Source organism: Streptomyces sp. NPDC005262, from assembly GCF_042872425.1.
Taxonomy (GTDB): domain Bacteria; phylum Actinomycetota; class Actinomycetes; order Streptomycetales; family Streptomycetaceae; genus Streptomyces.
Window position 1 is genome coordinate 100,418 of sequence record NZ_JBIAKK010000010.1, and the last position, 23,915, is coordinate 124,332.

Consider the following 23,915-nt stretch of genomic DNA (forward strand, 5'->3'; position numbering starts at 1 on the left):
CGTGGCGGGGGAAGGCGGGGGATGCGGCCGGCGCCGTGGCCGCCTTCGCTGAGGTGTTGGAGGACCAGGAGCGGGTGCTGGGGTCCGACCACCCCGACACCCTCGTCACTCGGAGCAACCTCGCCGCCTGGCGAGGGGCGGCGGGGGACGCGGCTGGCGCAGCGGCCGCCTACGCCGAGCTGCTGGGGGACCGCGAGCGGGTGCTGGGAGCCGACCACCCTGAAACCCTCATCACCCGGAACAATCTTGCCCACTGGCGGGGGAAGGCGGGGGATGCGGCCGGCGCCGTGGCCGCCTTCGCTGAGGTGTTGGAGGACCAGGAGCGGGTGCTGGGGTCCGACCACCCCGACAGCCTCGACACTCGGAGCAACCTCGCCGCCTGGCGAGGGGGGGCGGGGGATGCGGCTGGCGCAGCGGCCGTCCTGGCCGAGCTGGTGGACGACCGGGAGCGGGTGCTGGGACCTGACCATCCCGACACTCTCACCGACCGACACAATCTCGCCTACTGGCGGGGGGATGCGGGGGATGCGGCTGGCGCCGCGGCTGCCCTGGCCGAGTTGGTGGACGACCGTGAGCGGGTGCTCGGACCCGATCACCCCGACACCCTGACCACCCGGAGCGCCCTCGCCGCCTACCGGGGGGAGGCGGGGGATGCGGCTGGCGCCGCGGCTGCCCTGGCCGAGCTGCTGGACGACCGGGAGCGGGTGCTAGGACCCGACCACCCCCGAACTATCCATACCCGACATAAACTTTCCTACTGGTTAGGGGAGGTGGGGAATGCGGCTGTTGAGCAATTGACCGATTCTTGAACAAGATCAGCAGCCGATGGCGCGCGACAGGATCGACGCGGGATTATGCGTGAGGAATGGTGTCAAGGAGTCGGCGCGCTTCAAGAATCTGAGAGTCAGTCTGAGCTTGAGCGGGCGTGGCAGATTCGGGCTCCATCCTCGAACCGCCCCTCCTGGCCCTCGGTGTCCTCGCCATCCGCGCACGCATCAAACGCTGAGCATCGCCACCGCTTCGCAGGTTTGTAAGTGGCATGGCCGCGTCACTGTCGGCATCTGCGACAACGGCAAGCCGGATCGGCGTCACGTGGAACGCAAATCCCGTGCCGAAGTGACGGCCGCTGTCCGGGAGCTGGAGAAGGCGCGCGACTCCAAGACCGTGTGGAAACCAGGCAAGGCGTGGACGGTCGAGGCGTGGCTTACCCACTGGATCGAGAACGTCGCGCCCCTCGCCGTCAACGACAACACGATGGTCGGTTACCGCGTCGCCGTGCGGAAGCACGTGATCCCCGGCTTGGGGGCTCACCGTCTCGACCGGCTAAAGCCCGAGCACATCGAGGTGTTCTACGCGAACATGCAGGCCAACGGCAGCAAGCCCGGGACTGCCCACCAGGTGCATCGCACCTTCCGCACCGCCCTCAACGAAGCCGTACGGCGAGGGCATCTTGGCAAGAACCCGGTTCAGTTGGCCAAGGCCCCGAAGACGGGTGAGTACGAGGTGGAGCCCTACAGCGTCCAAGAGGTACAGCGGCTGCTCAAGGCTGCTGAGCAGCATCGCAACTCCGCACGGTGGGCCGTCGCCCTCGCCCTCGGACTGCGCCAGGGCGAGGTGCTGGGACTGAAGTGGGAGGACGTGGACCTTGAGGGTGGATTCCTCGTTGTCCGCCGTAGTCGCCACCGGCCGCAGTACGCCCACGGGTGCGCCGAACTCTGCGGACGCAAGGCGGCCGGGTACTGCCCGCAAAGGCGACGAACCAACCCGGAGTTGTCCACCACCAAGTCCCGCGCCGGGCGTCGTGCGGTCGGTCTCCCCGAACAGCTTGTTGACCTACTCGGTGCGCATCTCAAGGCGCAGGAAGCGGAGCGGGAAGCGGCCGGGAAACGTTGGGAGGAGAACGGCCTTGTCTTCCCGGACGAGCACGGCTGTAGTCCGTCCCACCGCCGTGACTGGACCGAGTGGAAGTCTCTTCTGGCAGAGGCCAAGGTCCGGGACGGCCGTTTGCACGACGCGCGGCACACAGCCGCGACGGTGCTGCTCATCCTCGGTGTCCCCGAGCGGGCGGTCATGGGGCTCATGGGGTGGTCGACGACCGCCATGGCCGCTCGGTATCAGCACATGGTCGACGCGGTACGAACGGACATCGCGAGGCAGGTGGACGGTCTGATCTGGGCGCCAATGGCGCAATCCAGGGGGTGAGGAGTGAAGAGTCCCGGCGTGTAGTACCCGTTCCTGAGCCGTAGAAGGGGCTACCCGCCGTCCCCCTCGGGTGGCCCCTTAGGAGATTTGTTGGACGAGCGTAAGCGTGGCTAGCTCTGGGCCAGCAGGAGGCCGACGACACCCCAAGAATCCAAAGTTAGCCTCGTGAAACAAACTTCACTTCGATCGACGCTTCGATGCCGGCCTCGGCTATGAATGCCAGTCCACCTTTTGCCGAAATTCCCAGTTTTGCGGTCACCTCGGTGATGCCGAATCCATGGCTGGAGGTGGCTTGTGCTTCCATGATGGATTCGACTTGGCGCTGAATTTTGTCGAAGCTTGCCTGTAGATCCTTTAGGTGCAAGGATTCATCGTCCAGTTCAACGTTGGAGTGGCCCCAAGGGAGCGGGAACTTGCCGTGCTGCCTGAAACCCTCACGCTTTTCTTCCGGCTCGGTAGGGTGCCCACATTCCGGAATGGTTCGCACCAAGATTGGCACAGTTTCAAGGTCGCGGCTTGTGTCGTTCATCGTCCCTCAACTCGATTCCCATTATCGCCTCTATTTGCTCGGCAGCGAGACCAACCCCACCCATTGTTTCAGGGTTCCCCCATCTCGCATTCGCCGTGTAATCTTCTATGTAGAGTCCAGCGGCTTCTCCGGTCTCGACTATTCGAATCAAGGCACCAGAGTCGCCGTGTGCCCCTGCGTCGGAAAGTCTGATGCGTATCGCGTACTTCGGATCCAGCAGAATGGGGAAGGTGGTCTCCACATCCTCAATTACTCCCCTTATTGATCGTCCGTTCTGATCCGTGAAATTGAAGATGTGATTGAAGAGGAGGGGGATCGGAACCACGGGAAGCTTATGGTTATGCGGTGGCGTCGGCGGGTTATCTGGGGCGACTAGGGCGGCATCGATGTCCCCCATTCCTACTTGGACAACAGCACCTTTGCCTCGATCGACTCCTCGTTCCGAGAAATGGACATGTCCCGCTGGATTGACTGCGTGTCGCGCAGTAAGCCACCCCTTGCTTTCGGTTGTTGTGGAGCATGCCCAGCAGGCGACCAAACCGCCAGGAGGTGGGTCAACTTGGAGTGCCGGATTCACGATTACGTTCCGTTGCACGATCTTGAATGTTCGCCCATCGACGTTCAGATGTCCTATGACCTTACTGAGGCCAGGCGGCAGATCTTGCACATAGCGGTAAAGGATCACGCCGAAAACCCTGCTTGGCACTTCGTCGTACCTTGGATCAAGGTGCCCCATCGCGATGTGCTCGCTCGCTGGATCAATCCCTCGTCCTTCCGCCCACATCTGCGCCTCTTCTGAAACGCGAATCGACCAGAATGCGACACGCTTGTGTCTTGGGGCTTGTCGGGCCGACTCGTTGAAATGGCGCTCGCTTTCGGTCGAGAGCCATTGAGGATATTCCGGAATATCAGGCAATTCTGACCGCTGTACGAAATTCTCGAACGCCGCCTGTGTGAATACGACGTCGTCGGAAAGCAATACGTCGTATGTGTTGAGTTGGCCCGATTCTAGGATGTGTACTTGAGGCAGGTTGCGGGCTGACAGCCAGGCGGCTTCTTCATTCCGTTCGGCAACCAAGAGTAGGTTCTTGCGCTCAGTAATCCTGCTCAGCAGAATTCTCGCAGCTTTGGTGGACGGCTTGGGGCCCTCTACTATGTCGGTCACCACATGGACGCGGTTATGGCGAGCGCGGTCGGTAAGGGCACCTCTAAGGGCGGCAGCCTTCATCTTCTTCGGAGTTCGCTGCGAGTAGTCACGTGGCTTGGGGCCGTGGACCACGCCACCGCCGACAAACTGAGGCGCACGGACTGAGCCCTGACGGGCGCGGCCAGTACCCTTTTGCCGATGCGGCTTCCTCCCGCCGCCGCAGACCTCGCCACGGCTCTTCGACTTGTGGGTTCCCTGGCGGGAAGCGGCGAGCTGAGCCACGACGACCTGATGGATCAGGGGAATGCTGACCTTCGCTTCGAAAATGTCAGGTGGTAGCCCGATACTGCCGGTCTTATACCCGGCCGGCGACAGAAGGTCAATGACTCTCATAACCTCAGCCTCTGCGCAGCATGTGAGCAATGGGTGAGATGTGCATATGGCGGCCATGGCTTCTCTTCTATCTCACCTCAGGTGCACCGTGATCGCATGTCGGTAAGCCTGACCCTCGAGATCACTCACTCGGTGGGCGCGTCGCGTCGTGTGTTGATCGCGTACGTTCGTGGCACATGCCTTGGCCCGGACGGCCTGGGGCTAGGGGTTTGAGACGGTAACTGAGACGGACGGCCAAAGGGCGGCACCCCAATACGGGGTGCCGCCCTTTCGTTCTGCCTGGTCAGGCGGGTAGAGGCCGTGGCGGGAATCGAAGCCGCGTAACTCGCTTTGCAGGCGAGTCCTCAATCAGTCGGGCACGCGGCCGTGTGTGCGCGTCGTGCGATCAGGTCGCCGTGGTCTGCTGCTCGGCGGCACTGCGGGGCGCCGGAATCGTCGCCGTCACCGTGGACGGGGTCGGCGACGTTGTCGTCTCCGTGAACACGGGCTGCTGACGCGGCGCGGCAGGGGCGAACAGCCAGCTGATGGACGGCCGGGTCAGCGGCCGAACCAGTCGGCGGACCGGCGGGGAGCCGAGCGTCATCGTCAGCAGGATCGCGCAGAGCACCAGACCGACGATCTCGACGGGGGTGTTCACCCGGGAGATCCAGCCATGCTCCCGGAACGGCATGATGACCAGCGGATGCAGCAGATAGATGGTGAAACCGCCCGCACCCAATGCGGAGATCAACGGCAGCCGCCGTCGGGGCATCAGCCTCAGCAGACAGAGCACCAGGGCCGCGGCCGAGGCCAGCACCAGCAGCCGGATGACCCAGGCCCATTCCAGGCTCATCGGATCGGCGACGGAGTAGGGGTGGCGCATGGACAGCCAGTTGCCCTTGATGTCCCGGTGCCACAGCCAGCCGGTGACACAGGAGGCCAGAATGCCCGCGACCGCCACGGGCAGGCTCCAGCGGCTGGTGAACCAGGTGTGCAGGTAGCCCTGGCCGATCCGCCAGCCGAGGTAGAACAACGGCATGTAGACAAGGGTCCGGCTGGCGGAGAAGGCCATCCCGAACTCGTCGATGTACCCCACCGCGAGGGCGATGCCCGTGGTGACCACCAGCGGGTGTCGCAGCTGCACCACCAGCGGCAGCAGCAGCCGCCAGAAGAAGAGGGACATCAGGAACCACAGGGTCCACGGCAACTGGACGACATGCAGGGTGAACTCCGCCCCCAGCCATCGGCTCTCCAGCGAGAAGAACAGACTGAACGCCAGGGCGGGCAGCACGATGCTCTGCAGCAGGGAGCGTAGGGGGCGGGAGCCGAGCGGGCCCGCGCTGCTGAACACGCCGGCCAGCATGACGAAGGCCGGCACCCGGAAGGCCCAGCTTGCGATGTGGAAGGAGTGCAGCACGTCCTCCCGTTCCATGATGCTGCCCACGGTGTGCAGAATCACGATCAATGTTGCAGAGACGAACCGGGCGTTGTCCCACCATGGATCCCTGGCCCGTTCGGCCCGCGCAGTCCCCTGGGGACTGCTGGCGACGGTGGCGGATCTCGGGAGTGGCTTGTCCATCGCGGGGAGGCTCCTGACAGCGGGCCGGCCGTGACATGGGCTGCCGCACTGGTGATCGAATCGGGTGGGTGGGCACACTGTGCCCGACCGTCGCGACGGACCCGGTTGCCGCTTCAGGTTCATACGGTGAACCCCGCATGTACATCAGGGGCAAGGGGTGCCGAGAACGTGACGATGCTTGCGCCGGAGTATCAGGAGCCATGTCGGCCCTGGGGGCGGAAGTGGCGGCGTGCCGGGGCGGGGCACGGGCAACCTGGGTCCCTGGATCCGCCTGGGCATCGCGGCAGTGGCAGTGATCACTGCTCGCATCGCGGACGGTGCTTACCCGGTGGGCGGGAAAGTCCCCAGCGTGGTGGAGCTGTCGACGGAGTTCGGGATTGCGGCCTCGACGGCCCAGAAGGCGTTGACCCACCTGAAGGCTGAAGGGCTCATCCGTACCGAGGTCGGGCTCGGATCGTTCGTGGCCGATGGGCCGTCGTAGTTCCGGCCGACCTGGCCATGGGGCGAACCGAGGGTGGGAAATGAAGGTGGGGAAGCGGCCCGTCAGGGGCCGCTTCCCCACCTTCAGCAGATCCGCGTGACTCCCGGACCGGAGACCGTGACCGGATTCGAACCGGTGTAACTCGAGTTGCAGTCGAGCCCCTGAACCACTCGGGCACACGGTCGTGCGTTTCTTGCGTTTCCTGCGTGTCCTGCTGATGTGTCGACCGTAGGGGCGGCGTGGGCGGGTGCTCAAGAGCGCGGGGCACGGTGCAACGCGACTGCCATACGCCGTTCATGGTCGGCGCCCCGTTCCACGCCCCGGTCCTACGACCAAGGGACCAGTGCGCGACCGACTCGCGCCAGGGGTCAAAGAGGATCTTGCCCCTTACTCTTGGGCTCATGACCGCCCTCGAACCGCGTGACGCCGATGTCTCGCCCCATGCTGTGGACGCTCCCGTCGTCGCCGAATCCGAAGGGCTGCTGGGCCGGACCTATCGGGCGCTGAGCATCGGCATCGTCTCCGTCGTGTTCCTGATCGCCTTCGAGGCGACCGCCGTCGGGACCGCGATGCCGGTCGCCGCCCGTGAGCTGCACGGCATTCCGTTGTACGCGTTCGCGTTCTCCGCGTACTTCACGACCAGTCTCTTCGCCATGGTGCTCTCCGGGCAGTGGGCGGACCGGCGCGGGCCGCTGGCGCCGCTGGCCGCCGGGATCAGTGCCTTCGGAGCCGGGCTGCTGCTGTCGGGGACGGCGGGCAGCATGTGGATGTTCATCGCCGGGCGGGCCGTGCAGGGGCTCGGTGGCGGGCTGGTGATCGTGGCGTTGTACGTGGTCGTCAGCCGGGCCTATCCGGAGCGGATCCGGCCGGCGATCATGGCCGCTTTCGCCGCGAGCTGGGTCGTCCCCTCCGTCGTCGGGCCGCTCGCCTCCGGCAGCGTGACCGAGCATCTGGGCTGGCGCTGGGTCTTCGTCGGGATTCCGGTGCTGGTGGTCTTCCCGCTGGCCCTCGCGCTGCCGGCGATCCGGCGTATGGCGTCCGGGCCTGCCGATCCGTCGGCGCCCGTCGAACCGTACGACCGCCGGCGCATCGGTCTGGCGCTCGGCATCTCGGTGGGGGCCGGTCTGCTGCAGTACGCGGGGCAGGAGCGGAACTGGTTTGCGCTGGTTCCGGCCGCCGCGGGTGTCGCTCTGCTCGTTCCCGCCGTACGGGGGCTGCTGCCCGCGGGTACCGGGCGGGCGGCGCGCGGACTGCCGTCGGTGGTGCTGCTGCGCGGGATCTCCGCCGGGTCGTTCATCGCCGCCGAGTCCTTCGTCCCGCTGATGCTGGTGACGCAGCGCGGGCTGTCCCCGACGATGGCCGGGCTGTCGCTCGCCGCCGGGGGCGGGACCTGGGCGCTCGGCTCGTACGTGCAGGCCCGGCCGCGCCTGGAACCGTACCGGGAGCGGCTGATGGTGGGCGGCATGGTGCTGGTCGTGGCGGCGATCGCGGGCGCACCCTCGGTGCTGATCGCCTCGGTGCCGGTGTGGACGGTGGCCGTCGCCTGGGCCGTCGGGTGCTTCGGCATGGGCATGGTGATCGCTTCGACGAGCGTGCTGTTGCTGAAGCTGTCGGCGCCGGAGGAGGCGGGGGCCAACTCCGCCGCGCTGCAGATCTCCGACGGGCTGTCGAACGTGCTGTTGCTGGCCGCGGGGGGCGCGGCGTTCGCCGCGCTCGGTGGCGGTGCGGTGGGGGCGGCGCACGAGGCCGCGCAGGCGGGGGCGTCCACGGCGCATCCGGGGGCCTTCGCGGTGGTGTTCCTGCCGATGGCGGGGGTGGCGCTGGTGGGGGCGTGGGTGGCGGGGCGGGTTCGGGGAGAGCCTTAGTGCCGCAGGTAGCCATTTCCTGTGAAGAGCGTCTCAGCGCTCCCGAACCACGGTTCGTCCATACGGGGTTCCGGTCGGGCCCCCGGTAGGGTGGCCCGGTTGTCGTATCGCGTACGAGCCCGTCCCGGCCCGTGCGGACAGCGCCCCACGTACCCGAGAGCCCCGAACCGGAGACCGTGACTACTACCGCCTCCCACCACCTCTCACCCGCCTTTCCCGGCCGCGCCCCCTGGGGCACGGCCGGGAAGCTGCGAGCCTGGCAGCAGGGCGCCATGGAGAAGTACATCCAGGAGCAGCCGCGCGACTTCCTCGCGGTCGCCACGCCCGGCGCGGGGAAGACCACCTTCGCGCTGACCCTCGCGTCATGGCTGCTGCACCACCATGTCGTGCAGCAGATCACCGTCGTCGCGCCGACCGAGCATCTGAAGAAGCAGTGGGCGGAGGCGGCCGCCCGGATAGGGATCAAGCTCGACCCCGAGTACAGCGCGGGCCCCGTGAGCAAGGAGTACCACGGGGTCGCGGTCACGTACGCGGGTGTCGGCGTCCGTCCGATGCTGCACCGCAACCGGTGCGAGCAGCGCAAGACCCTCGTGATCCTCGACGAGATCCACCACGCCGGTGACTCGAAGTCGTGGGGTGAGGCCTGCCAGGAGGCGTTCGACCCGGCGACCCGGCGGCTCGCGCTCACCGGTACGCCGTTCCGGTCCGACACGAACCCGATCCCGTTCGTCGCGTACGAGGAGGGGAACGACGGCATCCGGCGATCCTCGGCCGACTACACGTACGGGTACGGCAACGCCCTCGCCGACGGCGTCGTCCGCCCCGTGATCTTCCTCAGCTACAGCGGAAACATGCGCTGGCGCACCAAGGCCGGTGACGAGATCGCCGCCCGCCTCGGCGAGCCCATGACCAAGGACGCGATCGGGCAGGCCTGGCGGACCGCGCTGTCGCCCACCGGTGACTGGATCCCGAACGTCCTGTCGGCCGCCGACAAGCGGCTGACCGAAGTACGCAAGGGCATTCCGGACGCGGGCGGTCTCGTCATCGCGACCGACCAGGAATCGGCGCGCGAATACGCCAAGATCCTCAAGAAGGTCACCGGCGAGAAGGTCACCGTGGTCCTCTCCGACGAGAAGGCCGCGTCGAAGAAGATCGACAAGTTCAGCGAGGACGACTCGCGCTGGATGGTCGCGGTCCGGATGGTGTCGGAGGGCGTCGACGTGCCGCGCCTCGCGGTCGGTGTGTACGCCACCACCATCTCGACCCCGCTGTTCTTCGCCCAGGCCGTCGGGCGTTTCGTACGGTCACGTCGGCGCGGCGAGACCGCCTCCGTCTTCGTGCCGACCATCCCGATGCTCCTCGACTTCGCCAACGAGATGGAGGTCGAGCGGGACCACGTCCTCGACAAGCCCAAGAAGGGCAGCGACGAGGAGAACCCGTTCTCGGAGGAGGACAAGCTCCTCGCCGACGCGGAGCGGCTGGAGGACGAGGAGACCGAGGAGCAGCTGCCGTTCGAGGCGCTGGAGTCCGACGCGGTCTTCGACCGGGTGCTCTACGACGGTGCCGAGTTCGGCATGCAGGCGCATCCGGGCAGCGAGGAGGAGCAGGACTACCTGGGCATCCCCGGGCTGCTGGAACCCGACCAGGTGCAGCTGCTGCTCCAGAAGCGGCAGACCCGGCAGATCGCGCACAGCAGGCAGAAGCCGGCCGGGGAGGCCGACCTGCTGGAGAAGCCGGCCGAGGCCCGGCCGGTGGTCACCCACAAGCAGCTGCTGGGGCTGCGCAAGCAGCTCAACACGATGGTGTCGGCGTACACGCACCAGAGCGGCAAGCCGCACGGTGTGATCCACACCGAGCTGCGGCGGGTCTGCGGCGGGCCGCCGAGCGCGGAGGCGACGGCCGGGCAGATCCAGCAGCGGATCAACAAGGTGCAGGAGTGGGCCACGCGCATGACGTGAGGCCGTGCGGCCGCACGGTCGTGAGGTCGTGAGGCCGCGCGGTGACGGGGCTCGGGAGTCGGTCGGGGCGGGGGTCGGGAGTCGGTCGGGCCGGGAGGGTGGGCCCCGGACCGACCCCGGCTCCGCCGTCCGGGGCCCGGCGACGGCGGTGCTGCGGGGGCGAGAGGTCTTGACGGACAGAAAAATTACGCCACATCCGTTCACGGTGAGTTAACGACGGTTCACTTCCGCACACGGAGCGTCGCGAAGACGTCCGTCGACCTGGACGCGCGTAGATGGTCAGAATCCGATCCGCGCCGCGCTGACCGGCACTTATGCTTCCGAGACACAACCGCATGTTCGCGGACGCCCGGATTCTGGACGAGGTCTTCCGCTGAGCGGACTGGCTCGCTACTGTCCCCAAAAAGTGAACGCCCCGTGGCAACGCCGCCGCGGAGCGCAGCCGGTGCCTTGGCCGCCGGCGGCCTCTCCGTGCGTCGCCGCTGGGACCGGCGACGCAACCTCCGTGAGAGTGCCGCCACTCACCAAAGAGGAGAGGGCGTCGTGACCGCGGAGACCTCCCAGACGCTCGACCGGGGACTACGCGTCCTCAAGCTGCTTGCCGACACCGACCACGGGCTGACTGTCACCGAGTTGTCCAACAAACTCGGCGTGAACCGCACCGTCGTCTACCGTCTGCTCGCCACTCTGGAACAACATGCCCTGGTGCGCCGCGACTTGGGCGGCCGGGCAAGAGTCGGCCTGGGCGTGCTGCGCCTGGGCCGCCAGGTGCATCCGCTCGTACGGGAGGCAGCGCTGCCCGCGCTGCGGTCCCTCGCCGAGGACATCGGAGCTACCGCCCACCTGACCCTGGTCGACGGCACCGACGCGCTGGCGGTCGCGGTCGTCGAACCGACCTGGACCGATTACCACGTGGCGTACCGGGCCGGCTTCCGTCATCCCCTCGACCGCGGGGCAGCGGGCCGGGCGATCCTTGCCGCCCGGGCGAAGCCGGTGGCCGAACCCGCTTTCACCCTCACCCACGGCGAACTCGAAGCGGGTGCGAGTGGCGCCGCGGCGGCGCTGATGGGCGTGACCGGGGTCGAGGGCAGCGTGGGTGTGGTGATGCTCGCGGACGCGGTACCGGAGAGGGTCGGCCCACGCGTCGTCGACGCGGCCCGTGAGGTGGCGGACGCGCTGCGGTAGTGCACCGGTGCCGTCCGGTGGCCGTGCTGTCCTCGGGCGCCGGACGGCCCGGCCCGGCGGCTCGGGCGTCCTCGGGCGCCGGACGGGCCGGGGGTGGCCGCACTCGCCCTCCGCCCCCGGCGGCTAGATTGGGCGGGTGGTCACTCGTCTCTCGCGCCCCCGCACACTCGCCCTGTGCGCTCTGCCCGTCCTCGCGCTGTTCGGCGTGGCCGCCTTCGCGCCGCTGCCGTTCACGCTGGCGCAGCCCGGTACGACCGCGAACGTGCTCGGGGACGTGCGCGGCACGCCCGTGATCAGCATCGAGGGCACGCCGACCCGGTCCACCAGGGGCCAGTTGCGGATGACGACGATCATTGCGACCGGGCCGAACGCGGACGTCGGCCTGGGAGATGTGATCGACGGCTGGTTCCGGACGGACCGTGCGGTCCTGCCCCGCGACTCGGTCTACCCGACCGGCGGCTCCGAGAAGGAGATCGAGAAGCACAACCTCGAGGACATGAAGAAGTCGCAGAACTCCGCCGTCGACGCGGCCCTGACGTATCTCGGAAAGCCCCCCGGCTCGGTGGACGTCACCCTGCGTCTCGCGAATGTGGGCGGGCCCAGCGCCGGCCTGTTCTTCGCGCTCGGCATCGTCGACAAGCTCCACGGCAACGGTTCCGGTGGCGATCTCACCGGTGGCCGCACCATCGCCGGTACGGGCACCATCGAGGCGAACGGCGATGTCGGCGCGGTCGGCGGGGTCTCGCTCAAGACCCAGGCCGCCAAGCGCGACGGGGCGACCGTCTTCCTCGTCCCGAAGGCGGAGTGCAAGGAGGCGGGCGCCGAGCTCCCGAAGGGGCTCAAGCTGATCCCCGTCACGACGCTGAAGAGCGCGGTGTCCTCGCTGCAGGCGCTGGAGCAGGGCCACAAGGTCCCGAGCTGCTGACGCCGGGCCGGCCCGGCGCGACCCGGCCGACCCGACCCGGCCCGGTCCGGCCGACCCGGCCCGGTCCGGTCGGTGTGCGGGCCGCCCGCCTACTCGCGTGAGACGTCCGCCTTCACCTCGGCGGCCGGTTCACCGCCCCGCGCCCCATCGGACGGCCTGCTGTCCATCGTCCGCCACATGGGGAAGACCATCGGGCTCACCGTCGCCAGCAGGTACACCCCACCCAGCGCCAGCAGCGCCCCGTCCACACCCACGCTCTCGACCAGCAGCCCCGCCACCAGCCCGCCCACCGGCAGTGCCAGCTCGCAGCCCGCGGTGATCGCCCCGGAGACGCGGCTGCGGAGCCGTTGCGGTACTCGTTCGTACATCACCGTGGTCAGGATCGGGTTCAGCACCCCGCCCGCTAGACCGCCGAGCAGCATCGTCACGGCGAGCGGCAGCGTCGTGTCCGTCAGCGCGGCCACCACGAACCTCGGCCCGCCGCAGAGCACCACGCACACCGTGAACACGGCCCGCCGTGAGAACCGGTGCCCCACCGCCCCGTACACCAGCGCGCCCGTCAGGCCGCCCGCACCGAACAGTGCGGTGAGCAGCCCCAGTTGGGTCGCACCGCCCAGTTCGCGCTCGGCGTGCACCGGAAGCAGCACGGCGTTCCAGCCCTGGTCGGTGCCGTTCATGAAGAGCACCATTACCACGACGGCCAGCAGCAGCCGGTTGCCGAACAAGTAGGTGTAGCCCTCGCGCAGTTCGGCGCGGTAGGTAGGCAGCGAGACCGGCGCGGCCGACTTGCGCGGCTCGGCCGACCGCACTCCTCGTACGCCCGCCGCGATCAGCAGTGCGGACGCGCCGAACGTCGCGGCGTCCAGCAGCAGTACGGTTTCCGCACCCACGAACGCGATCAGTACCCCGGCCAGAGCCGCGCCGGTCATCCTGGCGCCGCGCGAGGTGGCGTCGAAGAGGCTGGCGGCGCGGGTGATCGTGGTCCCGGCGTGCTCGGCGAGATCCGGCAGGAGGACGTAGCGCGCGGTGTTGCCGGGCGTGTGGACGAGTCCGTTCAGTGCCATCAGCGCGCAGAGCATCCAGAACTCGAGCGCCCCCGCGTAGTGCAGCAGTGGGACGGCGGCGATGGCGAGACCGCACACCGTGTCGGAGGTGACGGAGACCCGTCGCCGTCCTGCTCGGTCGATGACGGGTCCGCCGATCACCGCGGAGACGACGATCGGCAGCGTGGCGCAGAAGGCGACGACGCCGGCCCGGCCGGCGCTGCCGGTGGTCTGCAGGACGAACCACGGGACCCCGATCAGGGTGAGCGAAGTGCCCGCAGTCGATATGGAGTTGGCTGCGAGAAGAGCAGCGAGCGGTTTGCGGTTCCCCCCGCCCATGGTTACGCCGTGCGAGGGGTGCCGGGGGCCGGAAGGCCGCGGCGGTTCGGTAGGACGTGCAGGCCCAGCTCGACCAGGGCCCATCCCAGGTGCATGCGGAGACCCTGCCGCGGTGACTGGCGGGGCCGACGGCACAGGCTGAACTCGGATGCACGCTGCTGCAGTTCGGCGGAGCGGAGGTGGTGCAGCGGCAAGTGCATGTCGGGGTGCATGGCGAAGTCCTCTCGGGCGGTGCGGACAGGCGGTGAGGTCAGGCGGTGCGGCCGGGCGGTGCGGACAGGCGGTGCGGACAGGCGGTGCGACCGGGCGGCGTGCGGTCGGGCCGTGCGGTCAGTCGGTGGGGCGCGGGAAGACGTGAAGATGGGTGCGGACGACGGCCGAGCCCTCGGTGTCCTCGGGGACCCGGCCCCGGTAGCTCTCGACCAGGTCGTGGATCTTCTCGGCGAGTTCCAGCGAGAGCTCCGGGGTGAGCCGCATCTTGAAGTCGCTCACGTCCCACGAGTGCTGCCACTCCTCGGGCCACTCGTGCATGGTGCCGAGCCAGGTGTTCAGCTCCTGCGTGTGTGAGCCGGCGATCTCGTGCAGCACGAGCCTGGTGGCGCCGCGCACCTCGGGATTGGGGTCACGCAGGAACTCAGCCGTCCGGTCGAACGTGATGCCCATGTAAACGGCCCGCCACCACCGCTCGCGTCCCTTGCCGAGCGTCGGGTCGTCCTCGACGAAGCCGTACGTGGCCAGTTGGCGCAGGTGGTAGCTGGTGGCGCCGCTGGACTCGCCGAGCCGGTCCGCCAGTCCCGACGCGGTGGCGGGGCCGAACTCCCGGAGGGTGTTGAGCAGGCGGAGTCGCAGGGGGTGGGCGAGGCCGCGCAGCGTGCGGGCGTCGACGCGGTGGATGTTCGGGTCGAGCGGCTTCTCGCCGTCGGCTTCGTTCGCGGCCATGCTTCGACTGTAGAGATGCAAAGGTATCTTTGCAACGAATTCTTTGTAACTTCCCTGCCGTGCCTATCCGTTCTTGATGAAGCCCTCCTGGATCAGCCAGTCCTTCGCCACCTGGTGCGGGTCCTGCCCGTCCACGTCCACCTTCGCGTTCAGCTCCTGCGCGACCTCCGTGGTCAGCCGCCTGCTGAGCGGATCCAGCAGCCCTGCGATCTCGGGGTACTTGTCGAAGGTCGCGGTGTGGATGACGGGCGCCGCGTTGTAGTTGGGGAAGAAGTGCTTGTCGTCCGCGAGGACGTCGAGGTCCATCGCCTTGATCCGGCCGTCCGTGGTGTACACCTCGCCCAGCAGGCAGGAGTTGGACTTGGACACCTGTGTGTAGATGATCCCGGCGTCCATCTTCTTGATGTTGCCGGGCGGGATCGACATCCCGTACGCCTTCTCCATGCCCGGCAGCCCGTCGTCGCGCGAGGCGAACTCGTTCTCCACGCAGATCGTGACCGCCGGCGGGTTCTTCTTCGCCAGCGCGGCGACGTCGGAGAGCGTCCTCAGGCGGTACTTCGCGTTGTTCTTCTTGCTGATGGCCAGGGCGTAGGTGTTGTTGAGGGTGGACTGCGGCAGCCAGGTCACCCCGTTCTTCCGGTCCTCGTCCCGGACCGCCTTCCACTGCTTCAGCGGGTCGGTGATCGGCTTCGCATGGCCGAGGTAGGTGATCCAGGCGGTGCCCGTGTATTCGTACATCGCATCGGCGTCACCCTTGATGATGGCCTCGCGCGCACTGATCGACCCGGGCAGGTTCGTCCGGTCCAGGACCTCGGCACCGGCGGCCTTGAAGACCAGGCCGATCATCTGGCCGAGGATGATGTTCTCGCTGAAGTTCTTCGAGGTGACGGTCAGCGAGGCGCCGTCCAGCGGTCGCCCCTGGCCGACGGAGCCCGGCGCCACGTCGTCGGCCATCGGCGAACCGCTCTTGAGCCCGCAGCCGGCGAGCACGGGGGTGAGCACCAGCACACCGACCAGAGCGGCCCGGAACGTGCGCGACGCCCCCGCCCCCGTACGCATCACCCCACCTCCAGTCCGCGTGGTGTCAGCGCCACCTCGACCAGGGAGGCCATCCAGTCCACCAGCAGCGCCAGCACCACCGTCAGCACGGAACCGAGGACCAGCACCGGCATCCGCTGCGTCTGGATGCCCGAGGTGATCAGGTCGCCGAGCCCGCCACCGCCGCCGAACGTCGCCAGGGTCGCCGTGCCGACGTTGAGCACCAGCGCCGTCCGCACGCCCGCCAGGATCAGCGGGACGGCGAGCGGCAGTTCGACCTTCGTGAGCGTTCCCATCGCCGACATGCCGATGCCGCGTGAGGCCTCGACCAGGTTCGGTTCGATCGCCTTCAGGCCGGCCACCGTATTCGAGAGCACCGGCAGCACCGCGTAGATCACCATGCCGATGATCGCCGTCCGCGGACCGATGCCCAGCCAGATCACCAGGAGGGCGAGCAGCCCGATCGCCGGGGTGGCCTGCCCGACGTTGGCGACCACCGTGACCAGCGGGGCGCCCTTGCGGAATCTGCGCCGGGTGAGCGCGATCCCGAGCGGAATGGCGATGATCAGCACCCAGAAGGTGGAGATCGCGGTCAATTCGACATGCTGCCACCAGCGCAGTTGCACATTGCCGCCGGAGAGCGAGTTCCTCGCGATCGAGTCGAGAGGAACGTTGGTGATCCACAGGTAGGTGGCGACGAGGACGATCGCCAGGGCGACCGGTACCAGCACCAGCTTGCGCCAGGTGATCCGGCGCGGCGGTCCTGCGGGCGGCGGTGCGGGTTCCTCCTCCTCGTCGTGGAAGGCTCGGCCCCTGACCTCGAGCTCGCCGGGCAGCCGGACGGACGTCGGTTGCTCACCGGTCTCGGCAGGCACCGGAATGAGTGGAGGAATCGAACCGTTGGGGGGAATCGGCTGGTCGGGAGGGACCGGCTGGTCGGGGTTCATGCGCCTGCACCGCCCTCCTGGTCCCGCTCGGTCTGATGGGCGCGCAGCTCCTCCAGATCGTGCTGGTGCTCCATGGCGGTGAGCCGGTCGGCCTCCAGGAGTTCGTGGACGGAGTTCATCAGGGTCTGCATGTCGACGACGCCGATGAACTCGCCGCGCCGCCCGGTCACCGCGACCCGGCCGCCGCTGTCGATGAGCACGGCTTCCAGTGCGTCGTGCAGCGTGCCGTCCCGGGTCACCGTGTCGTGGACCAGCTGCCCGGCTCGCGCCAGCGAGCCACGGGCCCGCATCAGGTCGCCGCGCCGCAGCCATTTGTAGGGACGGTTCCTGCGGTCCAGCATCAGCAGCTCGTTGTGCGGGCCGGAGCGCAGCTTGTTGAAGATGTCCTGCAGCGGGTCGTCGACCGTCACCGTCGGGAAGTCGGCGATCTCCACTTCCCGTACGCGGGTGAGGTTGAGCCGTTTCAGGGCCGCGCCCGCGCCGACGAACCCGGACACGAAGTCGTCCGTCGGGTTGGTGAGGATCGCCTCCGGAGTGTCGAACTGCGCGATGTGCGAACGCTCCCGCAACACGGCGATCCGGTCGCCCAGCTTGATCGCCTCGTCGAAGTCATGGGTGACGAAGACGATCGTCTTGTGCAGTTCGTGCTGGAGCCGGATCAGCTCGTCCTGGAGATGGTCGCGGGTGATCGGGTCGACGGCGCCGAACGGCTCGTCCATCAGCAGCACCGGCGGATCGGCGGCCAGCGCCCGCGCCACGCCCACCCGCTGCTGCTGGCCGCCGGACAGCTGGCGCGGGTAGCGCCCGTGGAACTCCCGTGGGTCCAGCCCGACCAGGTCGAGCATCTCCTCGACGCGGTCCTTCACCTTCGACTTCGACCAGCCGACCATCTTCGGTACGAGGGCGATGTTCTCGGCGACCGTCATGTGGGGGAAGAGCCCGGACGACTGGATCGCGTACCCGACCTTGCGGCGCAGCTTCACCGGGTCGATGTCGGTGACGTCCTCGTCGTTGATCCTGATCCGGCCGGACGTCGGTTCGATCAGCCGGTTGATCATCTTCAGGGTGGTGGACTTCCCGCAGCCGGACGGACCGACGAAGATCACCGTCTCCCCGGCCTTGATCTCCATGGAGACACTGTCCACGGCCGGCTTCGGGTTGCCGGGATAGCGCTTGGTCAGTGCCTCCAGCTGGATGGTTGCCCCGGAGGTGGTGGCGGGCTTGTCCGCGGCCCCGGTGTCGGTCTCAGGCACGGATCCCCCTCGGGATGGTGAGCCTCCCGAGCAGGACGTACGCGGCGTCGAAGAGCAGGGCGAGGATGACGATGCCGAGGGTGCCGGCGAGGACCTGATTGATCGCGTTGGCGCTGCCCAGCGAGGCGATGCCGCGGAAGATCTCGTTGCCGAGGCCGGGGCCGGAGGCGTATGCGGCGATGGCGGCGATGCCCATCAGCATCTGCGTCGACACCCGGATGCCGGTGAGGATCGGCGGCCAGGCGAGTGGCAGTTCCACCCTGCAGAGCCGGGCGATGCGCGACATCCCGATGCCCTTGGCCGCGTCGACGAGGGCCGGATCGACGCTGCGCAGTCCGACGATGGAGTTACGGACGACGGGCAGCAGCCCGTACAGCGTCAGCGTGATCACGGTGGGCGGGACCCCCAGCCCGACGAGCGGGATCAGCAGACCGATCGCGGCGAGGGACGGGATGGTGAGGATCGCCGCCGTCGAGGTGATGGCCAGTGAGCCGCCCCAGCTGCTGCGATAGGTGACGATCCCGATCAGGATGCCGAGCACGGTGGCGATGACCATGCACTGGAACACGGCGCTGACATGCTGGTACGCGTCGGTGAGCAGCTGCTGGTGCCGATTGACCAGGTACTCCCAGAAGCTCACACGCCACTCCTCGACTCAGTCGCTGTCCTCCGCTGCCTGCTGGACGAGGGGGATGATGCGCAGAGGCACCGGGTTCTCCATGACGATCGCCGTGGAGGCCCGGACAATGCCATCAAAACCGACAACGCGGTCGATCACCCGTTGAAGGTCGGCGTTGGAGCGGGCGACGAGCCGGCAGAGCATGTCGCCGTGCCCGGTCGTGGTGTGCAGCTCCAGCACTTCGGGGACGCCGTCCAAATGGGCCCGTACATCGGCACCTTGGCCCTGCTTGATCTCGAGCGTGGCGAAGGCGGTGACGGGGTAGCCGAGCGCTGCCGGATCGACGTCCGGGCCGAATCCGCGGATGACGCCATTCGACTGAAGCCGGTCGAGCCGCGCCTGCACGGTCCCGCGGGCCACCCCGAGCCGACGGGACGCTTCCAGTACGCCTATCCGCGGTTCGCGGGCGAGCAGCACGATGAGCCGCCCGTCCAGATGATCGATCGCCACGTGCGACTCCCTATGGTCACCCTGTACAGATAGTCTGCCTGTTCCGGCAAGCACCTGTACACATTGCCCAGCAGATACGCAAACTATTGCGCACCTTGCGATGTGGGGAGAGTCTTCCAGCATGACTGAGACGCTGCACAACGCCCCCGTTACCTCCCGGCAGGCCGATCCCTTCCCGGTCAAGGGAATGGACGCGGTCGTCTTCGCCGTGGGCAATGCCAAGCAGGCCGCGCACTACTACTCGACCGCCTTCGGCATGAAGCTCGTCGCCTACTCCGGACCGGAGAACGGCAGCCGCGAGACCGCCAGTTACGTGCTGACCAACGGTTCGGCACGCTTTGTATTCACCTCCGTCATCAAGGCATCCACCGACCACGGCCGCTTCCTCGCCGACCATGTCGCCGAGCACGGCGACGGCGTGGTCGACCTGGCCATCGAGGTCCCGGACGCCCGGGCGGCGTACGCGTACGCCGTCGAACACGGCGCGCTGGGTCTCGCCGAGCCGCACGAGATCAAGGACGAGAACGGCACGGTCGTGCTGGCCGCGATCGCCACGTACGGCCAGACCCGCCACACCCTCGTCGACCGCAGCGGTTACGACGGTCCGTACCTCCCCGGCTTCGCAGCGGCCGCGCCGATCGTCGAACCGCCGGCCAAGCGCACCTTCCAGGCCGTCGACCACTGCGTCGGCAATGTGGAGCTGGGCCGGATGAACGAGTGGGTCGGCTTCTACAACAAGGTCATGGGCTTCACCAACATGAAGGAGTTCGTGGGCGACGACATCGCCACCGAGTACTCCGCCCTCATGTCGAAGGTCGTCGCCGACGGCACTCTGAAGGTCAAGTTCCCGATCAACGAACCGGCGATCGCGAAGAAGAAGTCGCAGATCGACGAGTACCTGGAGTTCTACGGTGGCGCGGGCGTCCAGCACATCGCCCTCGCCACGAACGACATCGTCGCGTCGGTACGTGCGATGCGCGCGGCCGGTGTCCAGTTCCTGGACACCCCCGACTCGTACTACGACACCCTCGGCGAGTGGGCCGGCGAGACCCGTGTCCCGGTGGAGACGCTCCGCGAGCTGAAGATCCTTGTCGACCGCGACGAGGACGGTTACCTGCTGCAGATCTTCACCAAGCCGGTCCAGGACCGCCCGACGGTGTTCTTCGAGATGATCGAACGCCATGGCTCGATGGGCTTCGGCAAGGGCAACTTCAAGGCCCTGTTCGAGGCGATCGAGCGCGAGCAGGAGAAGCGCGGCAACCTCTGAGCCGGACTCTCGGATGTGAAGGGCGGGGCTCCCGGCGGACGCGGAGGCCCCGCCCTTCGTGCTGGGGGTTCGGGGTCATCGCGAAAGTCGGCCGGCTCGGCGACGTGGGTGCCACGCTCGACACGTACGTGGACAACCTGACCGTGAACGGCACCGTCTACGACTTCGGCGTCGACGGGGTCGCCGCGGGCCGTATCACGCTGAGGAACACCACCCGGGCGGCGACGGCCGGCCGGGCCGCGCCTGCCGTTCCGCGGGCGTGGACCACGGCTCGGCGGCCGGCACCGTGACCTTCCCCGATTCGGCCGACGGCCCGGAGTGTCACGCCGTCGGTGTCCGCCTGGTCTTCTCCGACGGACGGGGACTCGACCCGCGCGACCAACGCCGCCCTCCAGCGGACCGGGGTCACAGCCGGCACCACACTGCACCGGTAGTCGCCGCTCGTTTCCGGTCGGTGAAGGTGAAGCGCCGGACGGCCGGAAGCCGGGCCGTCCGGCGATCCGTGTGCACCACCGCGGGCGGCCCGGCGAGTACGTCCCGCGCACGGCGTCGGGCACCGCACCCTGTCAGTGGCCGCCCGCCGCCGGCGATGCCGCCCCGGCGGCCGGAGCGGGCGTGCCGCGGCCCGGGCCGGCGGCCATGGGATCCGGCCCCGGAGTGGGCTGCACGTCCCGCGGGCCGGTCGCCGACGGCGGGCTCAGCGCGTCCAGGGCCTTCCGGGCCGCCGGGGCCGCCAGCGGTGAGAACTGCGCGTTGGTCCGCAGCGCCTCCTCCAGGTTTCGGCGGGCCGGGCCGTACTCCCTCAGACCCTGCTCGACCACGCCCAGGTGATACGCGTACAGCGCCGCCCCTCCGCCCGTGTCCGCCGCCTGCTGCGCGTACTGCAGCGCACTCGCCGAGTCGCCCGAACGGTGCAGCGCCCAGCCCAGCGCGTCGGCGACCTCAGCGCTGTGATGCCGGCGCTGCCACTCCGTCTTCAGGAGTCTCACCGCCGTGACCGCGTTCCCGTGGTCGGCCTCGAGGCGGCCCAGCAGCAACGCGTCGTCGACTCCGTAGCCGTCGGCCCGGGCCAGGCTCTTGCGAAGCCGGGTGTACTGGCCGAGGGCTTCGTCGCCCCGGCCCAGCGACTCGTACAACTCGCCCAGTTCCAGCATGTATTCGGGGCGGGGGAGCCGGGACAGCGCCGCCCGGTAGTCGCGCTGCGCCTCGTCCGTGCGGCCCAGGGCCGCCAGCGCCCGGGCCCGGCCGGCGAGCGACGGATGGTGGGCCGGGTCGGTCCGCAGGGCCGCGCTGTACTGGGTCACCGCCTTCTCGGACTCGCCCTGCTCCCAGGCAAGTTCGCCCAGCCGGTGCAGACAGTCCGCCTTCTCGGCGGGTGCGGTGGCCCGGCTCGCCGCGTTCTGCGCGGTGACGAGCGCGTCCTCGCGACGGCCCTGGTTCCGGTACATCTGCGCCGTCCGCGAGAGTGCCGGGACGCCCGAGCGCAGCGCCGTGTACTTCTCCGCCGCTTTGCCCGCCGCCGTGTACTCACCGAGCCCGTCGTACGCGTCGATCAGTACCGGGTACGCCGTCCAGTCCTTCGGCTGCCGGGCCCGTACCGTCTCGCCCCACTTCTTCGCCGTGACGAAGTCGCGCCGCGCGTTGGCCAGCGTCGCCAGCCCCACCAGGGCCGCCGTGTTCCCGTGGTCACCCGGCTGTGCGTCCAGAGAGCGCCTCAGTGCCTGCTCGGCCCGCCCGTAGTACGCCGCGTCCGCCAAGCGCTGCCCCCACTCCACGTAAGCCGTGCCGAGCGTCGCCCACGACCGCGCGTCGGACGGATGCGTGCCCACCCAGCTCCGCCGGTCCCCGATCATCGCCTTCAGATCCGAGAGGGAGGCGGGAGAGCCCGAGTTCGTCGCCGCCAGGGCGCGCGAGACCCCTCCCGGCTCGGACGGCGGCGCGGCCTTCCTGCCGTCGTCCGGTACCGCCACGACCGCACCTGTCACCAGCACGGCAGCCGCGACCACGCCGAACGCCGCCCTGCGCAGCGTCGTGTGCAACGAGGCGGGCGGCGGTTCCACCGACGGCTCCGGGTCCGGGCCGAGGGGCGGTTCGCCGTCGGGCGTGGGCGGCGTCCCCGGCGGCACGTCGTCGTAGGACGGCGAGGTGGGCAGTGAGGTGGGGGGCGGGCGATCCGGATGGTCCGGATCCGAGTGGTCCGAGTGCGGGGGCTCCGGAGGCTGCTGCGGCATGACGTCCATGCCGATCACTCTGCGTCAGTACGAAGAGCACACAGCACCTTGCGAACACTGCCGCAGACGGGTTCACACCACTGGCCCCGGGTGTCACGCTTGGATCATGGACGATCTTCTCGAACGACTGCGCGCAGGCCTTCCTGCCGAGGCCCTGATCACCGACCCGGACATCACCGCCTCGTACGCCCACGACATGGCGAGCTTCTGCGACGCGGGCGCACCGGCCGTGGTGGTGCTGCCGCGCACCGTCGAACAGGTCCAGCACGTCATGCGGACCGCGACCGCACTGCGTGTCCCGGTCGTCCCGCAGGGGGCCCGTACCGGTCTGTCGGGCGCGGCCAACGCCTCCGACGGCTGCATCGTGCTGTCCCTGGTGAAGATGGACCGGATCCTGGAGATCGACCCCGTCGACCGGATCGCCGTCGTGGAGCCCGGTGTCGTCAATGCCGTGCTGTCCCGCGCGGTGAACGAACACGGGCTGTACTACCCGCCGGACCCGTCCAGTTGGGAGATGTGCACCATCGGCGGCAACATCGGCACCGCGTCCGGCGGGCTGTGCTGCGTGAAGTACGGGGTCACCGCCGAGTACGTGATCGGCCTGGAGATCGTCCTCGCCGACGGGCGGCTTCTGACGACCGGGCGCCGGACGGCCAAGGGTGTCGCCGGATACGACCTCACCCGGCTCTTCGTCGGCTCGGAAGGCAGTCTCGGCATCGTCGTCGGAGCCGTGCTCGCACTGAAGCCGCAGCCGCCGCAGCAACTCGTCCTCGCCGCCGAGTTCCCGTCCGCGGCGGCCGCCTGCGACGCGGTCTGCCGGATCATGGAGCGCGGTCACACTCCCTCACTCCTCGAACTGATGGACCGTACGACGGTGCGCGCCGTCAACAAGATGGCCCACATGGGCCTCCCCGACTCCACCGAGGCGCTCCTGCTCGCCGCCTTCGACACCCCGGACCCCACGGCCGACCTGACCGCCGTCGCCGAACTGTGCACCGCCGCGGGCGCCACCGAGGTGGTCCCCGCGGCCGACGCCGCCGAGTCCGAACTTCTCCTCCAGGCCCGCCGGATGTCGCTGACCGCCCTGGAGACCGTCAAGTCCGCCACGATGATCGACGACGTGTGCGTACCGCGCTCCAAGCTCGGCGCCATGATCGAGGGGACGGCGGGCATCGCGGAGAAGTACGACCTCACCATCGGCGTCTGCGCCCACGCGGGCGACGGCAACACCCACCCCGTCGTCTGCTTCGACCACACCGACGCCGACGAGTCCCGGCGGGCCCGCGAGTCCTTCGACGAGATCATGGCGCTCGGCCTGGAACTCGGCGGCACCATCACCGGCGAGCACGGCGTCGGCGTCCTGAAGAAGGAATGGCTGGCCCGCGAACTCGGCGAGGTGAGCGTCGAGCTGCACCGGGGCATCAAGGCGGCGTTCGACCCGCTGGGGCTGCTCAACCCCGGCAAGGTCTTCTGATCCCCTCGACGG

General features: G+C 68.6%; 19 protein-coding genes, 1 tRNA gene and 2 pseudogenes. 10 read left to right on the forward strand and 12 right to left on the reverse strand.

What is annotated here, in order from left to right; all coding sequences use genetic code 11:
* Both ACFYP5_RS23965 and ACFYP5_RS23970 read left to right on the forward strand, forming a co-directional pair.
* Positions 1-809, forward strand: an 809-nt coding sequence (locus ACFYP5_RS23965) for a tetratricopeptide repeat protein (protein WP_389039476.1), incomplete at its 5' end; no start/stop codon positions are given.
* A 223-nt stretch (positions 810-1,032) separates the two neighbouring features.
* Positions 1,033-2,202, forward strand: a pseudogene (locus ACFYP5_RS23970) (tyrosine-type recombinase/integrase); the annotation flags it as partial.
* A 157-nt stretch (positions 2,203-2,359) separates the two neighbouring features.
* Here the strand turns inward: ACFYP5_RS23970 and ACFYP5_RS23975 are convergent.
* The 3 genes and pseudogenes from ACFYP5_RS23975 to ACFYP5_RS23985 all read right to left on the reverse strand — a co-directional run bounded on the left by ACFYP5_RS23975 (position 2,360) and on the right by ACFYP5_RS23985 (position 5,829).
* Entirely contained in the window at positions 2,360-2,731 is a 372-nt protein-coding gene (locus ACFYP5_RS23975; RefSeq protein WP_389039479.1) for a CU044_2847 family protein, read from the reverse strand.
* Positions 2,732-3,659: 928 nt separating this feature from the next.
* Positions 3,660-4,271, reverse strand: a pseudogene (rplD, locus tag ACFYP5_RS23980) (50S ribosomal protein L4); the annotation flags it as partial.
* A 385-nt stretch (positions 4,272-4,656) separates the two neighbouring features.
* Positions 4,657-5,829: an acyltransferase family protein gene (locus ACFYP5_RS23985; RefSeq protein ID WP_389039482.1), complete on the reverse strand. Its 1,173-nt coding sequence runs from the start codon at positions 5,827-5,829 to the stop codon at positions 4,657-4,659.
* A gap of 292 nt (positions 5,830-6,121) precedes the next feature.
* On the opposite strand from ACFYP5_RS23985, the gene ACFYP5_RS23990 reads away from it, so the two are divergent.
* Positions 6,122-6,310 carry a GntR family transcriptional regulator gene (locus ACFYP5_RS23990; protein ID WP_389039879.1) on the forward strand — a complete coding sequence of 63 codons (189 nt, stop codon included), beginning with the start codon at positions 6,122-6,124 and terminating at the stop codon, positions 6,308-6,310.
* A gap of 112 nt (positions 6,311-6,422) precedes the next feature.
* Here the strand turns inward: ACFYP5_RS23990 and ACFYP5_RS23995 are convergent.
* Positions 6,423-6,494 (reverse strand) — tRNA-Cys (locus ACFYP5_RS23995).
* A gap of 217 nt (positions 6,495-6,711) precedes the next feature.
* On the opposite strand from ACFYP5_RS23995, the gene ACFYP5_RS24000 reads away from it, so the two are divergent.
* The 4 genes from ACFYP5_RS24000 (at position 6,712) to ACFYP5_RS24015 (ending at position 12,243) form a co-directional block, all read left to right on the forward strand.
* On the forward strand, positions 6,712-8,175 hold the full coding sequence (locus ACFYP5_RS24000; RefSeq protein ID WP_389039484.1) for an MFS transporter: 1,464 nt from the start codon (positions 6,712-6,714) through the stop codon (positions 8,173-8,175).
* Positions 8,176-8,351: 176 nt separating this feature from the next.
* Positions 8,352-10,133, forward strand: coding sequence for a DEAD/DEAH box helicase (locus tag ACFYP5_RS24005; RefSeq protein WP_389039486.1), 1,782 nt, complete (start codon positions 8,352-8,354; stop codon positions 10,131-10,133).
* A 543-nt stretch (positions 10,134-10,676) separates the two neighbouring features.
* Positions 10,677-11,318 carry an IclR family transcriptional regulator gene (locus tag ACFYP5_RS24010; protein ID WP_030923018.1) on the forward strand — a complete coding sequence of 214 codons (642 nt, stop codon included), beginning with the start codon at positions 10,677-10,679 and terminating at the stop codon, positions 11,316-11,318.
* A 136-nt stretch (positions 11,319-11,454) separates the two neighbouring features.
* Positions 11,455-12,243, forward strand: coding sequence for a S16 family serine protease (locus ACFYP5_RS24015; protein ID WP_389039489.1), 789 nt, complete (start codon positions 11,455-11,457; stop codon positions 12,241-12,243).
* 89 nt (positions 12,244-12,332) lie between these two features.
* On the opposite strand, the gene ACFYP5_RS24020 is transcribed toward ACFYP5_RS24015, so the two are convergent.
* The 7 genes from ACFYP5_RS24020 to ACFYP5_RS24050 form a co-directional block, all read right to left on the reverse strand.
* Entirely contained in the window at positions 12,333-13,625 is a 1,293-nt protein-coding gene (locus ACFYP5_RS24020; protein ID WP_389039491.1) for an MFS transporter, read from the reverse strand.
* 330 nt (positions 13,626-13,955) lie between these two features.
* The gene (locus tag ACFYP5_RS24025; RefSeq protein ID WP_389039494.1) at positions 13,956-14,564 is read right to left on the reverse strand and encodes a helix-turn-helix domain-containing protein; all 609 of its coding nucleotides are present in this window, start codon (positions 14,562-14,564) and stop codon (positions 13,956-13,958) included.
* 63 nt (positions 14,565-14,627) lie between these two features.
* Positions 14,628-15,623 carry a glycine betaine ABC transporter substrate-binding protein gene (locus ACFYP5_RS24030; RefSeq protein WP_389039497.1) on the reverse strand — a complete coding sequence of 332 codons (996 nt, stop codon included), beginning with the start codon at positions 15,621-15,623 and terminating at the stop codon, positions 14,628-14,630.
* A complete protein-coding gene (locus tag ACFYP5_RS24035) occupies positions 15,623-16,477 on the reverse strand; it encodes an ABC transporter permease (protein WP_389039500.1) in 855 nt (284 codons plus the stop codon). The genes ACFYP5_RS24030 and ACFYP5_RS24035 overlap by 1 nt, the downstream gene beginning before the upstream one ends.
* Positions 16,478-16,545: 68 nt before the next feature.
* Positions 16,546-17,802: an ABC transporter ATP-binding protein gene (locus ACFYP5_RS24040; protein WP_389039503.1), complete on the reverse strand. Its 1,257-nt coding sequence runs from the start codon at positions 17,800-17,802 to the stop codon at positions 16,546-16,548.
* A complete protein-coding gene (locus tag ACFYP5_RS24045) occupies positions 17,795-18,442 on the reverse strand; it encodes an ABC transporter permease (RefSeq protein ID WP_389039506.1) in 648 nt (215 codons plus the stop codon). The genes ACFYP5_RS24040 and ACFYP5_RS24045 overlap by 8 nt, the downstream gene beginning before the upstream one ends.
* 15 nt (positions 18,443-18,457) lie before the next feature.
* The gene (locus ACFYP5_RS24050) at positions 18,458-18,931 is read right to left on the reverse strand and encodes an Lrp/AsnC family transcriptional regulator (protein ID WP_030923048.1); all 474 of its coding nucleotides are present in this window, start codon (positions 18,929-18,931) and stop codon (positions 18,458-18,460) included.
* Positions 18,932-19,052: 121 nt separating this feature from the next.
* Here ACFYP5_RS24050 and hppD point away from each other — a divergent pair, with 121 nt between their 5' ends.
* Both hppD and ACFYP5_RS24060 read left to right on the forward strand, forming a co-directional pair.
* Positions 19,053-20,198 carry a 4-hydroxyphenylpyruvate dioxygenase gene (hppD, locus tag ACFYP5_RS24055; protein ID WP_389039509.1) on the forward strand — a complete coding sequence of 382 codons (1,146 nt, stop codon included), beginning with the start codon at positions 19,053-19,055 and terminating at the stop codon, positions 20,196-20,198.
* 104 nt (positions 20,199-20,302) lie between these two features.
* Positions 20,303-20,488: a hypothetical protein gene (locus ACFYP5_RS24060; RefSeq protein WP_389039512.1), complete on the forward strand. Its 186-nt coding sequence runs from the start codon at positions 20,303-20,305 to the stop codon at positions 20,486-20,488.
* Positions 20,489-20,764: 276 nt separating this feature from the next.
* On the opposite strand, the gene ACFYP5_RS24065 is transcribed toward ACFYP5_RS24060, so the two are convergent.
* Positions 20,765-22,438, reverse strand: a complete 1,674-nt coding sequence (locus tag ACFYP5_RS24065) for a tetratricopeptide repeat protein (RefSeq protein ID WP_389039515.1) — start codon at positions 22,436-22,438, stop codon at positions 20,765-20,767.
* A gap of 97 nt (positions 22,439-22,535) precedes the next feature.
* On the opposite strand from ACFYP5_RS24065, the gene ACFYP5_RS24070 reads away from it, so the two are divergent.
* Positions 22,536-23,903, forward strand: a complete 1,368-nt coding sequence (locus ACFYP5_RS24070; protein WP_389039519.1) for an FAD-binding oxidoreductase — start codon at positions 22,536-22,538, stop codon at positions 23,901-23,903.
* Positions 23,904-23,915: the final 12 nt, after the last annotated feature.